Below are 14,951 nucleotides of genomic sequence, written 5' to 3'. Positions count from 1 at the left end.
GAAAGAGAAACGGAACAAAGGCACAGGAATCCCTCCCAACTAAGGGAATAGTGGTCGCGAAAGAAAGAATATTCAATCATAGCAGGTCCGTCAGCCAAATCACCTGTGAACTGGGCTTCCAGTTTCCGCAGTATTTTGCCAGGTTGTGGAATGATACTGTTCTCGAAGCGGATCATGTAGGGAACTATAGAAGGGGTGCAAATCGACAGAAAAGGATTCAGTTTATGCCTACATGAAAAAAGGAGGTATTCCGATCAACAGGAACGATGTATAGCACACCCATTCGGCATCATTTAATGCTGCCGTGTCAGGATAATCAGACCCAATCATTGCTCGGCAGGCAAGTCAGGCAGGAAGGAAGGAATCAGGACTAGTATGTTATCAGAGACCTAATTGAGCATTAATGCGAGCAATTCAGGAATAAAGTCATTGAGTTTAAGTCTGGGCAATGCAGCACGTCACCTTATACATTTAATATATAAAAGGGCTGTCCTGCACTTTCTGCCAAGACAGCCCTTTATCCCTAAGGAGTGATTTCGCCTTAGTTGTTGTCCTTTTTCACATCCACATCAACGTCCACATCATCTATGTTTTTGAGGCGCGCCTGTACCTTGTTTTCGGTTCTGTTCCAGCCATCTTTCAGCTCTCGCCACTCCTGCTTGGTCTTCTCATCCCAGGTGCTGCTTTTGGCTTCCAGACTTGCCTCACGACGCTTGTATTCAGCTTCTGTTTCCTTCCACTCTGCCTGGGTGGCAGTCTCGGCTTTGGAGGTGTTTTCGTTTACCCAGGCTGAGAAATCCCGCAGCTCGGCATTTGCTTCTCCTGTAGCCTCGTTTGTCTCCTGAGTAGCCTCATTGGTTGCGTCATCTACATCAGCTTCAACTTCCGTGGCTGTTTCATGTGTCTCGTGTTGTGCCTCCTGGTTGCAGGCAAACATAAAGCCGCCTAATGCTAAGGCGAGCGCGAAGGTTTTTATATCAGATGGTCTTTTCATAGTTTTAAGAATTTTTTTGTCACCCTTTTACGTAGCACAATAAAAAAGGTATACTGCTATCTATCACTACCTGAATAGAGCAGGCGGGCTCCTGAAAAGAACGCCAAGAATCAGAAGCGCTTGTTAAAGCACCGTAAACTGCTGTTCTGTGGCTATTTCGCCATTTACGTCTCTTGCCGCACAAGCAAGTTATGCCCCTGGATTTCTACCTGTAAGTGAACCCACAAGCCCCTTTTGCTGTTGCATTTGACAACTCTCACAACCTGTTTAATGAAACACGAGCTGAAAAACGCTTTTGGTCAGACATACCTCACAATCGACGTGATTAAAGATAAGCGTTGGATTCAAATTACCTGGAAGGGCTATCTTAGTGAGGCTATCATTAAGGAGGGTGCGATGGCAGTGACCCAGGCGGTCAGCACTTCCGAATTAAACTGTATCCTCAATGACATGCAACTGGTGCTTGGCCCGATCCGCTCCTCAGAATGGGCAGCAGTAGAATGGGCACCGCAGGTAGCGGAAGCCGGCCTTAAATACATGGCTTTGGTAAATACACCCGGTGCTATCGCGGAAACAGACATAGCCACCTTTCATACCAGGCAGGAGTATTTTCAGACCAAAGTGCTTACCTCTCTTGACGCGGGTAAAGAATGGCTCAGGCAGCATTGTCCGCAAAAACTGACGAAGCCTGACTTGCTTATCCGTTAAATCAAAAGCAACAGGTTGTTGCCATTTACGACTCTGCAACAGTAATGCACTAACTGCTGCAGGGTAATCCTCTATGACAGAACAGTAGTTGTTACATCTGGACCAAATTTCTGGTCTTTGTCTGCTATTAACTGTCATCCTAATCAAAGGAGGCAGTGTTACTGGTTAGCCATGGCAGCATCACCTTTCGCTTACTTTGCTGGTATGTTAAAGTACGCCTGCTGTATCAAAAAAGCGTTCATTCATCTTTACAGCTATATTGCCAAAATAGGCAGCAAAAAACACACCTTCTATGTGTCACGCAAAGCACTAGCTTTTATTGACACATTCACTATATCTGCAGCTCTCACTATTTAACCCCAGATCTAGCTGCATATGAAAGCTGCCCTTTACACCCGTGTCTCTACTGCCAGACAGAACACCGACCGTCAGGTTACGGAACTCACTGACTATGCCAGACGCAATGGCTTTGAGGTGATCTATACTGTCTGCGAAACTGTGTCTGGGACAAAGAACAAGTACGAGCGTCCAGGCATGGAGGAAGTTTTTGAACTGGCCAGACGAGGGGAGATTTCAGAGGTTATCTGCCTGGAGCTGTCCAGGCTGGGCAGGGACAACATGGATGTGCGCCAGATCATCCTGGAACTGGCTGAACTGGGCGTCTGCACCCATGTGGTAAACCGCAACCTACGCTCCTTAGATAAGCAGCGCAGGAAGGATTCGGTAACGATGATGGTACCGGGCATCCTGGCAGACCTGGCACAGATGGAGCGGGAATCGCTAGTAGAGCGTATCGTCTCAGGCCAGCAGGAAGCCAAACGGCAGGGCAAGCATTTAGCCAGACCCAAAGGCACTGTTAAAAGTGCAGCCAAGTTGCTGGAGGAGAACAGGAAGGTAGCAGAGTACCTGAAGGAAGGCATATGCTCCGTGCGGGAGATTGCCAGACGGTGTGCCGTATCCCCTCACATGGTCATGAAAGTGAAGCGCATACTGAAAGAACCGGTCTTTTAAGGCACACTAATCACCTCTTTATTCGATCAACAGATCACCAGTATCATTCTAACTAATATTGTTTATTTACACATTACTATATAGTTTTAGCTGATAGATTAGTACTTTAGCAGTTCATTCGCCTTCCAGCAACTCATATTGGGATGGAGTATAGATAACAGGCACAAATGGTTCGAGGAGAAAACATACAGTTGGTAAAGGAGCTTAGTGATGGGTATTACTTTCTATGTAAGCTGGATTCAAAGCAGGAAGAGGCGAAAACAAAAGTTCGAGTTGTTTGCAGGAACTCCCTAAGCAAGCTCTCTCACCTGGATCTAGATCCATCAGAAGACAGTCTTTTATGGAATGGGAAGAATAAGGCTCTTCCGCTTTTAAATGAAGCATTAGAGAAAGCTAACCCTGATGATGCTTCGCAAGCTATCAATAACATCAATGACTTGATTGCCTTAGCAAAAGATGCGCTTAATCCCTTCTTTGAGTTAGCTAGGAAATAATATGCTTTATAAAGTTAGAATACAATGTATGTGACTGATGCTGATTTGATAGCGGAACTACAAAAACTACGAGGTGCGGGTGACGAGATAAACGGGGAAGGCATCACTGTACTCAGACAAATGTTACTAGTCTATTAACTATGCTTCTTTATCAAGACCACCTCATCAAGCTGGATTACGCTACGGCCCAAGACATCCTTTACGTCGAGTGGCAGGAGCGCAAGCCTTATTCTGTCGCAGAGGTTCGGCAGGCTTTTTCTTCCATCGTTGCCACTGTACGTGAGAAGGAGATTGAACGCATCCTGCTTGATTTTACGGGCAATACAGTTGACCTTTCTGACAAAGAATACAAAGCGGTCATGGCACATTTAACTGTGGGGCTATTGCCTACCTGTTTAAAGAAAGTAGCTCGCATTACAACCTCTGATGTGGTGCGGGAAGAGAAAATAATATGTATCCTCAAAGAAATTGAAAGCGCTATTGCCCTTCCGGTAGATGTGAAGCTGTTCTCAACTCGTACAGAAGCATTGAAGTGGCTCTTGCAGCCGATTAACTAGCCTACAGAGGGATTATACGGTAGCTAGTTAATCGCTACTACTATCATTCTTTGTTGCTCATAAGTTAGTAGTATTATCTTTTTAGAGGCTGCAGATTCGATTTCCTTTTCAGCAACTAGTAGGTATAAGTCCATAGCTTACGCCAAGGCAAATAGCTCCTGCGCAAAACAGACCCACCCAGTCAGCCAAAAGCGTTTCCATTTCCCTTGAACACCCCCGCCCCTTGTAAACAAGGTCCTATAGACAATGTGTCTGATTTCTTTAGTTTTTTTCTGGAAATTCCTAACGCCAGGCGTCACAGTGTAACGGCTTGGCTATGGTGCGTTTCTGCACAAATGCCAACACCTTTTGCTAATGATGCCCGCCGTTATAAGACGGGATGGTATAGGTCTTCCCATTGCCCAGCAGGTGCAGTTTCAAATCACAGATAGTAAAAGGCTCCCCTGCTTCGATCTCGTAGATATTGGTGCTGCTGATGTCCATACCATCCAGGATGGTAACCAGGCCACTACCCACTACTTCGAGTTCCTTGCCCTCTTTTAACAGAACTGCCGTATCCTCTTCCAGCCCAATGCCGATACAGCCCGGATTCTGGGCCACTGCCTGTGCCATACGGATAATGCGCCCCCGCTGAATGAAGTGGGTATCGATGGCAACGTTCTTGAGCAGGTCCAGCCCTGCCGTGGCGCTCATCTGCCCTTTGAGCATGCCCCCTTGCGTTTCCCCGGCATAAATCATACTGGTAGACATGGCGGAAGCCCCCGCACTGGTACCGGCAACAATGACTGGCTCATTGATATAACGTTCTTTGATGCGTTCCAGAAATGGGCTGCCTCCCAGGATAGATGTCAACCGGAGCTGGTCCCCTCCTGTTATCATGATGCCGGCGGCCCGATCAACCAGCTCGATGTTTTCCGGGTTCTTGGCATCCTCCCGGGTTCGTATATCGACTACCCGGATGTTTTTAACCCCAAGCGCTTTGAATACGGTGAGATAATCTTGCGCCGATTCTTCCGGAAGGCTGGAGGCAGCTGGAATGATCACAACCAGCGGTTTTTTTCCTTGCAGCTCATCCACAAAGCGCTTGAGGATCTGTTCACTGACAAAGCCCCTGTTATCCTCTTGTGCCTGGGAGCGATTCTCTTCGCTTTTGCTCTCCTTGCCGCCAATGGCCAACAACTTCCCTTTCGGCAGGGGTAGCTGCTGTGGTTGGTTTTTTTTTCTAGCTTGTTTAACGGCCATATTTTCTTTCACTGTGTAGCTGGTGGGGACCTGTATACAATACGGCGTACGTATAAAGAGAGCTGAATGGAAGTGATCCGGGTTGCTCCCCGCAGAACCAGTCGCCAGCCCAGCATAATAACACGTAAAATTCCTGCTTGAATGAATGCTCTAGAGTGCTGTTAAGCAATAGGGTAAAACATCTTGCATCTTATTTGAGTTAAATACCTTTTCTAATGCGTATTATTATCAGCCAAGTAACCTTAAGTAACCTATTTAAATCATAAGAATGACTTGGAATACAGCCCTATCCCGTTTGGTAGTTGAGAAGTCTTGTGATGCTGTTGCCCAATGGGATCAGGAGTGCAGGTTGATTTATGCAAATCCGGCCTTTGCCAAAAGGATGGGCAGAGGGGTAGATTCGTTGTTGGGGAAAACAATGCGGGAGCTAGGGCAGCCGGAACATGTGGCGACCCTTTGGAGTAAGAAGCTGCAAGTTGTTCTGGAAACAGCCCAGCCCATCGAGCATGCGTTCGTCTTTGCTACACCCACAGGAGATGGCCTTTATCAATCATGCCTGGTTCCTGATTTAGCAGCTGATGGTACTGTAGCGCATGTGCTAACCATTGACCGGGAAATTACGTCCTGCAAAAAAGCCGGGCAAAAAGCCGCCGCTTTAAAAGAAAGACTACAGGCAACCCTGGACAGCTCGCTCTACGTTGTGCAGGGCTTTGAAGCTGTGCGCGATGAGCAGGGAAAAATTGTTGACTTTACCTGGGTGATGCTCAACCGGAAGGGTATCGAACAGAACGGGGACGTGCTGGGGAAAAGTCTGCTGCGCCGAAATCCGGGTGTGATAGAAACAGGGTTGTTCAATTTATTTGTGCAAGTAACCGAAACCGGCGCACCCATTGAGCGGGAGCAGTACTACAGACACGAGCAGTTCAATGGCTGGTTCCATCAAATAGTAGCCAAGATGGGGGATGGCTTTATCATGAATACGAAAGACATCACGGAACAGAAAAAGACAGCTCATTCCTTACAGGAGAACCGTGAGCTGCTGAAAGCAACTATTGACAGCTCGGCAGACATGATACAGGTATTCAAAGCAGTACGGAATGAAGAAGGAGAAATCGTTGACTTTGTATGGATACTCAATAACCTGGCATCAGAAAAGGTCTATGGCGATGTGATTGGCAAAAGCCTGCTGGCCTTGAACCCGGGAGTGGTGCAGGAAGGTATCTTTGACACGTTCAAACGGGTTGTGCAAACAGGCCAGTCCGACAAGAGCGAACGACACTATGTCCATGAGCAGTTCAAAGGCTGGTACTACCAGTCTACCGTGAAACTGGATGATGGTGTCGCTACAACGACCACAGATATTTCCAAGCTCAAAAAAGCAGAAAAAGAAAACCTGCAGCTTACATTAAAACAACAGAAAAAATTACTGATAGCGGTTTTAGGGGCCCAGGAAATAGAACGGCGCCGTATTTCTGAATCCTTACACAATGGGGTAGCGCAGCTACTGTATGCAGCGAAGCTGCAAGTGGATGATGCGGCCAAAGACATACCGGCGGAAAATGTTCAAAAGTTGAATAAGCTCCTGACGGAAGCCATTCATGAAACCAGAAGGGTATCCCACGAACTAGCTCTTTTCATGTTAAAAGATCTTGGCGCAGAACAGGCCATCCTGGAAATGTGCAGGCGATTCGAATGTGAAAGCCTGAGATTAGAATGCCAAGTAGCAAAGCTTGACCTAACCCTGGAACCTTACCAGGAACTTGCCCTTTACCGGATCAGCCAGGAGTTAATCAACAATATCATCAGGCACTCCAAAGCCACTGAGGCAAAGCTGCTACTCTACCAGGAGGGCGAACTGATACATCTGAAAGTGCGGGATAATGGCATCGGCATGAACGAAAGTTCATCGAAGCACAGGGGGATTGGCTTGCGCAGCATTAAGGATACGGTGAAATTACTAAACGGCACCTTTGACATTGCCAAGTCCCCAACAGGTGCAGGGACCCAGGTAACAATTGCTATCCCTATTGAACAGGGTAAAATCAAATGTTTAGTGCCTGATTAAACGAGAATCTACTGCCTGTAGAAGAGAAGCAGATGGCAGATTTTCCAAAAAAGTACCCAGCACGCTGGCAGCCCACACGAGTATTTGTGTAGGGATTTGCTCCCCGTCTTTTATGGTAGCCACATAACCATTATGGACTTTCGGCGTGGTCAGCAAATGCTGCTCAGGCAACGCATGATCTAACGCAGTAGCGTGGAGCGGGTAATGCCGCCATGGCAGACAAGCGCGCGTATAAGTAAATAGTACTTGTCGCACGGGGGGTAGCGCCTTCTTATTTAACGCAGTTTTGAAACCATTCTTTTAGCAGCTTCTCATCTATCTCACCTGCATGCTTGATTTTAATATGTCGCATATTCTTTCCAGTACCATCCAGTAAATGGTTTGGGTCGTGAAGGTTCTGGCAATTAAAAAAGCCTAGTGTTACATAATCTTTTGCTGTAGTGAGATAAGCAAAGTTTTTGACCTTCTTAAAAACTGACCTGCCCCATTAATAGCTTTCTTCCACGTTCGGTCCGGTCGCATGCAACAAATCTCGAACAGCTATCATAATACATCTTTGCTCTTCTGAGGCTTTATTGAGAAATTCGGTTAATTGATCATGCATACGATTGATTTCCATATTAAAATTCGTTTGGTATCCATGCTGCGGGTTTACTTAGCTTCTTTACAATCATCATGATACCCATAAAAGCCTTCTATACTTGCCTCTACTTAGGACATGTACTAGAAACCAGTCGCAATAGTGAAGCTGATGCATTGTCAAATATCAGCAGGGGTTATACTTCGCAAATTAAATTTTGGGTTAGGGCTTTCGCAGCTGCCAGATCACGAGTAAAACTGCTCCATCTTCGCAGTACTGGTCTCTATTGATTAAGCAGCCTACTTGTAACATGCCATCCGAAACAGTGTCTAACGTACAGGTATACGGTATGTCCCTGTACCTTATACAAGCTTTTCGATACGCTTCATAAAAGACTACCCCTATAAGCGCCTTTGAATCTACTAAAGGCGCTTATAGGGGTAGTATTATCCAGGCACAGGCTTTCTATACCTGTTGTCTTAGCTTTTATAATACTTTATTATTGGATTACAATCTTCTTCGTACTGGAAGTTGTTCCATCCGTGAACTGCAGGAAATAGATGCCCGCAGCCAAGTTAGCTAATGACAGTTCTTCATTAACTTCTCCATGCGTTACCGTATAATTCCGCTGGCATTGCTGCTGTCCTTTAGCATCAACTACTAGAACCTGAAAATGTCTCCCCTTCAGCCCCGATACCTGCATCTGTAACTTACCCTGCTGCTTTACTGGGTTAGGTGAAATCAAAAGCGTTGCGTATTTCTCTAGTTCATGCAGGCCGGTGATTGTTAAAGAGAACGGAGTTGCCGCCACATTACTGTTGCCTGCCGCATCGGTGGCTGCTCCCGCCGCTATATTCGCCGTAAGCACCCCCTTGTCCAGTGGTGTAACCACCAAGGTGTAAGAATTTCCAGAACCTGCGAATGTCCCTTTTGTAGCACCCGCCAATGTTACAGCATCCGCTGTAAAGCCATTGACATCCTCGCTGAAAACGATTTGCAGCAGAAAGGAATCTAAATTATTAGCGGGAACTTCGTTTCGAATGCTTACGGTCGGAGGTGTCGTGTCCAGCAGGATGTTGCTTGTGAAAGGAACAGAAATATTGCCGGCATTATCTTTTAGCTGCATGTATACTGTTTTTGCGCCATCACCCGCTGCCAGCGTCCACTGTTTCGTCAGGGCAACTCCTTCCCAAGTTCCCCAACTGCTTTGGTCATTTGTGAAGCGCATTTGTGTAGCATCTCCTGTCGTTAGGGTAAGCATAACATCCCCTGATTTACTATAGGCGTCCCCATTGTTTATGCTTACCGAGCCTGTAGGTGGGGTATCATCCATATCATTTACCGTAATTTCAAAGGCTCTTTGGAAATACAGGCCATCTGGATCGGTTGTTCGGACCACTATGGAATAGGTGGCTTGGGTTTCAAAATCAGGAGAAGCCTTTATCTGAAGCTGGTCACCGATGATTGTGAAAGCCCCATTATCCACTCCGCCCGTACCTGCTTCCAATGAGTAGGTAAAGCGATTATCACCATCCGGGTCTGTCGTAGTAAAAATACCTACCACCGTGTTAGCAACTATATTTTCGTCAATTGTCAAAGAAGAAAGGTCAAGCGCACCTGGTGCACGGTTTAGAGTGAGGGTTGCCGCTTCGGATGCTACCGTGAAACCATTGCTTACTACCAGCCTGTAGGTGTAGTCATTTAATAGAGCACCTGCTCCGCTTATCTCCAGGCGATTGGTTGTAGTCCCACTATAAAAGGGGCCGTTGATGATGTTAGTAAATATTCCGTTGCCTGTGTTTACCTGCCATTGATACGCCAGGTCTGTTCCGGTAGCCTCCGCCTGAAAGAACGTATTTGATCCTTCATTGACTTTAATACTTTGGGGCTGCGATGCCATCACCGGAGGCTGCGGCAACACAGCCATCCAAAGATCATTTTGGAGATCAGCCCCCCCTAACTCGGCAAACCCGCTGCCGCCGAAAAAGTAGAGGTTATGACCCGCCATCCAAGAAGCTGCTCCTGCTCTGGCTCCTGGACTAAACATTGAGGATGCCACTCCCTGCGCTCCTGCGATGCTGTTCTGCTGAATAGCCTGCTCTCCTGACAACCATCGCCACTGGCTTGTAGTTATGTCAAACTCCCAGGCATCATTTTTAACCTGGTAAGTGTTGTCAGTAGGATAAGTACTTCCGCCCAACAGGTAAAGCCTACCATTGCTCACCCAGGTTGCCGGCAGCCATCTGCCTCCCGGATTTGTGTTGTTGGTAGCTATTCCTTTTGTTCCGTATTCAGGTTGGCTACTATCATGGATAACCGACCAGTTGTTTGTTGCCAGATCAAACAACCATAGGCTGCTGTTCATTCTCAAATTATCATCCGCTCCACCAAACATAAATAATTTGCCGTCCAGCTCCCATCCCTGACTTCCAAATAACCCGGACGGGGTTACCGTGCTACCCGTACCGTATGGGTTTCCCGATGGATAGATCGCATTACTGCCCTTTATCCAGCGCCAGTTGCCAGTAGTAGGGTCATATTCCCAAATATCGTTCAGGTAGCCCTCCTGAGACGTTGAGGTTGCATATCCTTTTCCACCGAACAGATACAATTTACCCTTACTTGCCCAGCCCAAGGCATTTGATCGTTTACCGGGGGTAGTTGTTGCCGTTGCTGTCCCTTGTGTGCCGTACGTGCCCATACTGGTACTCCAACTGCTGCTTCCTTTAAGCCAGCGCCAGTTGCCTGATGCTAGATCATATTCCCATAGATCATTCAGCGCATTATCCCCACTAAACAGGTAAAGCTTATTGCCCATGCTCCAACTTACACTTTGCGACCGTGCAGAAGGCACATTCCCGGGGGCAGCAATGCCTTGTGTTCCCAGGGCACCGGCATCGTCTGTTTTTTTCGAGCCTTTCAACCAGCGCCATTTCCCGGTTGCCTGATCAAGCTCCCACAAATCGTTGTATTTACCTGTGTTATCACTTCCCCCAAAAAGATACATCTTGCCGTTTACCTGCCAGGTGGCACTTCCGTACCGCGCCCCGGGTGTATTTTCAGTACAGGCTACTCCTTGCACGCCAAAGACACTTGCCTTGGTGGCATGTTTACTCCCGCTCATCCAACGCCACTGCCCGGAAACTACATCAAACTCCCAAAGGTCTGTCAGACTTCCCTGGCTCTCTGCGTCAAACCCGATTCCACCTTTCAAGTATAGCTTTCCAGCAGTTGCCCATGCCATACCGGAATACCTGGCGCCAGGTGTGTTGGCTGCAGCCGCTATCTGCTGGGTGCCATATACACCATTTTGACCGACTGTATTGCCTCCTGATAGCCAGCGCCACACATTCGTTGTTATGTCATATTCCCACAGGTCGTTGTTAAAGCCATAGGTGGTGTTGTATCCCAGCCCGCCAAACAAGTATAATTTACTGCCCTGCTTCCAGCTATAGGTACCTCGTCGGCTGCCGGGCGTGTTAGCAACAGCTGCAACGCCTTTGGTGCCGTATGTCGGAGACATATTGAGCAGGTTGCTTCCCTTTAGCCAGCGCCAGTAATTGGTGCTCGGGTTATATTCCCATAGGTCATTTAATTGCCCTGACTGGCACCCATTGCTTGTATAGGCACCGAAACCGCTTCCGCCAAATAAATAGAGTTTGCCGCCACTTTCCCATACCGTTCCATCTGACCTGGAACCTGGGTTATTACCAACGGCTGCTGTGCCCATCGTACCGTAAGTGCCACAGCTCCCTGTACCCGAACTGCTGCTGCCTTTTAGCCATTTCCAGTTGCCCGTACTGGTATCGTATTCCCACAGATCATTAAGAGAATCCTCTGAATAGGATCCAGCGGCACGCCAACCATACCCACCAAATAAATAAAGCTTGGTCCCCACCGCCCAGGTCATAGCGCCTAATCGGGAACCGGGTATGTTTGTTGCAGCGGCAACTGTCTGTGTGCCATAGGTCCCTTTTGCTCCGGTTGTGTTGCTGCCTTTAATCCATCGCCAGTAGCCCGTGGCAATAGTGTATTCCCACAGGTCATTATAACTGCCTGATGACCCGTTACTTCCGCCAAACAGGTACAGTTTACCGTTTACTGCCCATCCGGAAGCCTGCGTCCGGCCATTGGGTGTGTTTTCAGGTGCTGCTACTCCAAATGTACCATACACCGCCGTAGAAACGGGCTCTTTGCTTCCTTTGAGCCATCGCCAATTGCCCGTCGCATGGTCAAACTCCCAAAGATCATTCATAGTACCCCACCCTTTTTCGGTATAACCCGAACCGCCGAACAAGTACAGTTTGCCATCCAACTCCCAGGTAACAGCATTTTGCCGCTCACCGGGCTGGTTTGCAGGGTCTGCTGTGTTTAGCGTGCCATAAACGCCGTACCGCGTTGCATTTTTATCCCCTTTCAGGTAAGCCCACTTTGGTGTCTGGGCTGGAGCAATGATGGACAATAGGATACAAAACAATACGATGAAAGCCTGAAAGGCAGATTTGAAAGTAAAGGTTTTATGCATACACTTAGAAAAGGGTTTAGAAATGAACTAGCACAGATGGATGTATACTGCTTGTAAGAATGGGCCCCGAAAGAGACGAAATTTTTAATTATCTGCCTGGAAGCCGGTTATTCGATGCACGATGATGATTCCTGTGTTTAAAAGCTTATTTCAATATCAAATTCAAGACAACCGCTATTTGAGTTTCATTATCTGCTGAAGCGTATTTGCTCTTTGAGCATTAACTCTTAAAAACAAACGGTAAGAATTTGATAGTTTCTGACAAGAACCATTCGGGTTCAACGAAGACATCGAGGATGTTAAGCTTTGAGCAAAAAGAACATAGATAAAGATAAAATAATAGAAAGAAATGCCTGTAATTACTTAAATGACACTATCCAATCGCATGAACAAGAAAATAAAATAGCTGGAAAGCCGCCCCAATACACCAAGGTAAATCTAAGACAGCGTGCTCGCCTAATTTTATTTAAACAAACTTCAAATATAGATGAATCTTCAGGGAATCCAATAGGCTAAAAACAGCAGGGACGCCTTTATCAAAACAGGACAGTAATTTGATTCTCTAAGCTAAACAGTGAACCTCAAACACCTTCTCTTTTAGTTAAATAAGCAGGTCCTGTGCTCCAGCCTAACAGAAAAGGAACAAATAAATTATTTTGCTTCAGATACCCTCTCCTATTTTAGCTGAAGCCTTAGTTAACTTCTTTGTTTGCGGGCCAGCCGATTAGGCAGCGGGTTCTTCAGCCGGCTGAACTGTGTCAGTGGAAAAGCAGGTAGCTTCCCCGCTGATAAAGCGAGAACAAGGAATCAAACTTTATTCAGGGACATAAAAATCTGCCAGGCAGGGTATCTTTGAAAGCTTACCGGGGTTTTGGCGGAACCTGGCAAAACCAAACTTCCGTGCAAGAAGGGAGCCTGAGTAAGCTGGATCGCATGCAACGCAAGCCATCCGCAGCGGGTGGTAGATGGCAAACGCAAAACAACGTTATAGCTTCCTGAAACAGATCTTAAATTTAAGATATCAAAGAAATACATGTTGCGCTTTAAGGCGAGCCCTACGCCTCTTTCTGGACCTCTTCGGGATAAGATGGGCTCCTGGACACTAGGGGAATTAAAAACGGCTTCATCTCACCTGGAGCGGTTTTTTGGGGTTTGATAGAAACAGCTGGTCTCCCCTTCGGTTTCGCCTGTCCCGCTACCTGTTCGCATTGGTCTACTCCAACTCCCTCCTCCAAAACGCGCCAGTACCTGCCATTTTCCTGCCTAATATACGTTCACTTTCACTGCTGTCTGCTAGGTTATCCTGCTGAAGCAGCACTTGCTGCTCCCTGTCCAGCAACGCCGGAAAAAGCGTCGTAACCACTGGCAGCAGGGCTTCGAACAAAGCCTGCGGGACAGGCACTATTTTCTGACAGGTCGGCACCAGGGCCAGCAGCTGCCTTAAAGCATAAACATCTGCCCCTCCCACCTCCACAACTCCTCTGTAGGGGCTTTGCAGGCAGAGGCGGGAAATAAGGGCAGCCAGGTCTTCCATCATCACCGGCTGCAGCTTTGTCTTGAGTAACCGCTCCGGGAAAGGAAGCACCCCAAACGACAGCCGGCAAAGCTTTTTCAGCACCTGCAGTTTCCGGCTCAGCATCGTATTCGGTGTACAGACGATGGATGGCCGTACTACCACGACATTCGGGTGTTTCAACAGCGCACTGTCGGCCTGCGCCTTGGTGCTCAGAAACCGGGAAGGGCAAGGAAGGGCTGCGCCCAAAGCAGACAGCTGTATGATCCTCGGGTTCCCGAGCAGCTCCCGATGCTGCAGCATCAGCTGCGCTAAGCCTATGTGCGCCTGCTCAAAATCAAGTGCGGCCGTCTCCCTGATAATGCCGATGCAGTTAACCAGCACATCCACCCGGCCCAGCTTCCCCCAGGACTCTTTGAAGGGATCAAATGAAAGCAGGTGCTGTGATAACAGCCTATCCTCTTTTACAGAAGCCATGCTTTCGGCTCGTGCACACCCCAGTACCTGTGCCTGCGGGTAATCCTGCAGCAGATGCTTTAGTACCCGCGTGCCCAGCTGACCGTTGCCACCAAGCACCACTATGCGCATGGGACAACCGGCATGGGTGGCAACCACTGGTAATGAATCACGTCCCGCACCTGGAAGGCTCCTTCGAAGCGGGCCGTCTGAAAATAGCTGGTTTCAAAGCCCTCGCAGGACATCCACTCGATCGGCCAGCGTTCCCGCATGATTCGTACCCTGACCAGTTGGCCGTCTATGTGGGAGTAGGCCCTGTCCAGCGCCCCTATCATTTCCTGTAGCGCTGGCCTTACCTTCTGCGGCCTGTCCTCATGCAACGTATACGTCAGATACGTTTCACCCTGCCTCAGTTCAAAACGGTTTTCGGTGTTCGTGATGAGGGCTTTCTCCAACCTATAGTTTGTGAGATAGCGTCCTCCCTGCACTATGAGCGCCTTATCCGTAAAGGAGCGCAGAAAGTAAATGCCTCTGGCCGCACCACCGCTGTAGGGAGCATCATCCACCAGAAGCCTGAAGCCGATGTGCTGGTAATCAAAATGCAAGAGCTTGGGTGCAAAGCTGGGCCGCATGTTACGCAGCTTCACGTTGACCAGGGAGATCAAAGCGCGGCCGTGATAGTCGCGCACCTTCAAATCCTTTGGCAGGTACGGCAAAACCTCTTCCTTTTCGACTGAAAAGTTGATCAGGCGCACCTGGTGTAGTTCCCCCACATACCTGATGGGCAGTTTCTTCAGCATTTCCAT

General features: G+C 47.9%; 12 protein-coding genes and 1 pseudogene. 6 read left to right on the top strand and 7 right to left on the bottom strand.

Translation table 11 applies throughout. From position 1 onward, the window contains the following. Nucleotides 1–541: 541 nt before the first annotated feature. Nucleotides 542–994, bottom strand: a complete 453-nt coding sequence (locus tag LWL52_RS04465) for a hypothetical protein (RefSeq protein ID WP_242917314.1) — start codon at nt 992–994, stop codon at nt 542–544. A gap of 270 nt (nt 995–1,264) precedes the next feature. Here LWL52_RS04465 and LWL52_RS04460 point away from each other — a divergent pair, with 270 nt between their 5' ends. The 4 genes from LWL52_RS04460 to LWL52_RS04445 all read left to right on the top strand — a co-directional run bounded on the left by LWL52_RS04460 (nt 1,265) and on the right by LWL52_RS04445 (nt 3,764). Then, nucleotides 1,265–1,702, top strand: a complete 438-nt coding sequence (locus LWL52_RS04460) for an STAS/SEC14 domain-containing protein (protein ID WP_242917312.1) — start codon at nt 1,265–1,267, stop codon at nt 1,700–1,702. A 375-nt stretch (nt 1,703–2,077) separates the two neighbouring features. Further along, nucleotides 2,078–2,713 (top strand): recombinase family protein, encoded by a 636-nt coding sequence (locus LWL52_RS04455; protein ID WP_242917310.1) that lies wholly within the window; start codon nt 2,078–2,080, stop codon nt 2,711–2,713. A gap of 167 nt (nt 2,714–2,880) precedes the next feature. Next, entirely contained in the window at nt 2,881–3,207 is a 327-nt protein-coding gene (locus tag LWL52_RS04450; protein WP_242917309.1) for a hypothetical protein, read from the top strand. A gap of 140 nt (nt 3,208–3,347) precedes the next feature. Next, on the top strand, nt 3,348–3,764 hold the full coding sequence (locus LWL52_RS04445) for a hypothetical protein (RefSeq protein ID WP_242917307.1): 417 nt from the start codon (nt 3,348–3,350) through the stop codon (nt 3,762–3,764). Between the two features lie 351 nt (nt 3,765–4,115). Here the strand turns inward: LWL52_RS04445 and LWL52_RS04440 are convergent, their stop codons facing one another. Further along, entirely contained in the window at nt 4,116–5,006 is an 891-nt protein-coding gene (locus LWL52_RS04440) for a cyanophycinase (RefSeq protein WP_242917305.1), read from the bottom strand. 268 nt (nt 5,007–5,274) lie between these two features. Between LWL52_RS04440 and LWL52_RS04435 the strand changes: the two genes are divergently transcribed. Further along, nucleotides 5,275–7,071, top strand: a complete 1,797-nt coding sequence (locus LWL52_RS04435) for a PAS domain-containing sensor histidine kinase (protein ID WP_242917303.1) — start codon at nt 5,275–5,277, stop codon at nt 7,069–7,071. A 271-nt stretch (nt 7,072–7,342) separates the two neighbouring features. On the opposite strand, the pseudogene LWL52_RS20625 reads toward LWL52_RS04435, so the two are convergent. From LWL52_RS20625 to LWL52_RS04430, 3 genes and pseudogenes are all read right to left on the bottom strand, one after another. Continuing rightward, nucleotides 7,343–7,546, bottom strand: a pseudogene (locus LWL52_RS20625) (DUF1801 domain-containing protein); the annotation flags it as partial. Between the two features lie 12 nt (nt 7,547–7,558). Continuing rightward, nucleotides 7,559–7,690: a hypothetical protein gene (locus LWL52_RS20495; protein WP_255748391.1), complete on the bottom strand. Its 132-nt coding sequence runs from the start codon at nt 7,688–7,690 to the stop codon at nt 7,559–7,561. 460 nt (nt 7,691–8,150) lie between these two features. Further along, nucleotides 8,151–12,176, bottom strand: a complete 4,026-nt coding sequence (locus tag LWL52_RS04430; RefSeq protein ID WP_242917301.1) for a Kelch repeat-containing protein — start codon at nt 12,174–12,176, stop codon at nt 8,151–8,153. A 306-nt stretch (nt 12,177–12,482) separates the two neighbouring features. Between LWL52_RS04430 and LWL52_RS04425 the strand changes: the two genes are divergently transcribed. Then, a complete protein-coding gene (locus tag LWL52_RS04425; protein ID WP_242917299.1) occupies nt 12,483–12,692 on the top strand; it encodes a hypothetical protein in 210 nt (69 codons plus the stop codon). Nucleotides 12,693–13,389: 697 nt separating this feature from the next. Here LWL52_RS04425 and LWL52_RS04420 read toward each other — a convergent pair. Both LWL52_RS04420 and LWL52_RS04415 read right to left on the bottom strand, forming a co-directional pair. Then, complete coding sequence (locus LWL52_RS04420) at nt 13,390–14,277, bottom strand: Rossmann-fold NAD(P)-binding domain-containing protein (protein WP_242917297.1); 888 nt, start codon at nt 14,275–14,277, stop codon at nt 13,390–13,392. Then, nucleotides 14,268–14,951, bottom strand: coding sequence for a DUF2071 domain-containing protein (locus LWL52_RS04415; protein ID WP_242917295.1), 684 nt, complete (start codon nt 14,949–14,951; stop codon nt 14,268–14,270). The genes LWL52_RS04420 and LWL52_RS04415 overlap by 10 nt, the downstream gene beginning before the upstream one ends.

Source organism: Pontibacter liquoris, assembly GCF_022758235.1.
GTDB classification, from domain to species: domain Bacteria; phylum Bacteroidota; class Bacteroidia; order Cytophagales; family Hymenobacteraceae; genus Pontibacter; species Pontibacter liquoris.
The sequence above is the reverse complement of the archived record's forward strand: the minus strand, read 5'-3'. Positions and strand labels throughout refer to the sequence as shown.

Bases quoted from the DNA above. Each gene is read 5' to 3' on its own strand.
- LWL52_RS04415 (WP_242917295.1), bottom strand. From the start codon at position 14,951: ATGGAAATGCTGAAGAAACTGCCCATCAGGTATGTGGGGGAACTACAC.
- LWL52_RS20495 (WP_255748391.1), bottom strand. From the start codon at position 7,690: ATGGAAATCAATCGTATGCATGATCAATTAACCGAATTTCTCAATAAA.
- LWL52_RS04445 (WP_242917307.1), top strand. From the start codon at position 3,348: ATGCTTCTTTATCAAGACCACCTCATCAAGCTGGATTACGCTACGGCC.
- LWL52_RS04430 (WP_242917301.1), bottom strand. From the start codon at position 12,176: ATGCATAAAACCTTTACTTTCAAATCTGCCTTTCAGGCTTTCATCGTA.
- LWL52_RS04460 (WP_242917312.1), top strand. From the start codon at position 1,265: ATGAAACACGAGCTGAAAAACGCTTTTGGTCAGACATACCTCACAATC.
- LWL52_RS04440 (WP_242917305.1), bottom strand. From the start codon at position 5,006: ATGGCCGTTAAACAAGCTAGAAAAAAAAACCAACCACAGCAGCTACCC.
- LWL52_RS04420 (WP_242917297.1), bottom strand. From the start codon at position 14,277: ATGCGCATAGTGGTGCTTGGTGGCAACGGTCAGCTGGGCACGCGGGTA.
- LWL52_RS04465 (WP_242917314.1), bottom strand. From the start codon at position 994: ATGAAAAGACCATCTGATATAAAAACCTTCGCGCTCGCCTTAGCATTA.
- LWL52_RS04435 (WP_242917303.1), top strand. From the start codon at position 5,275: ATGACTTGGAATACAGCCCTATCCCGTTTGGTAGTTGAGAAGTCTTGT.
- LWL52_RS04455 (WP_242917310.1), top strand. From the start codon at position 2,078: ATGAAAGCTGCCCTTTACACCCGTGTCTCTACTGCCAGACAGAACACC.
- LWL52_RS04450 (WP_242917309.1), top strand. From the start codon at position 2,881: ATGGTTCGAGGAGAAAACATACAGTTGGTAAAGGAGCTTAGTGATGGG.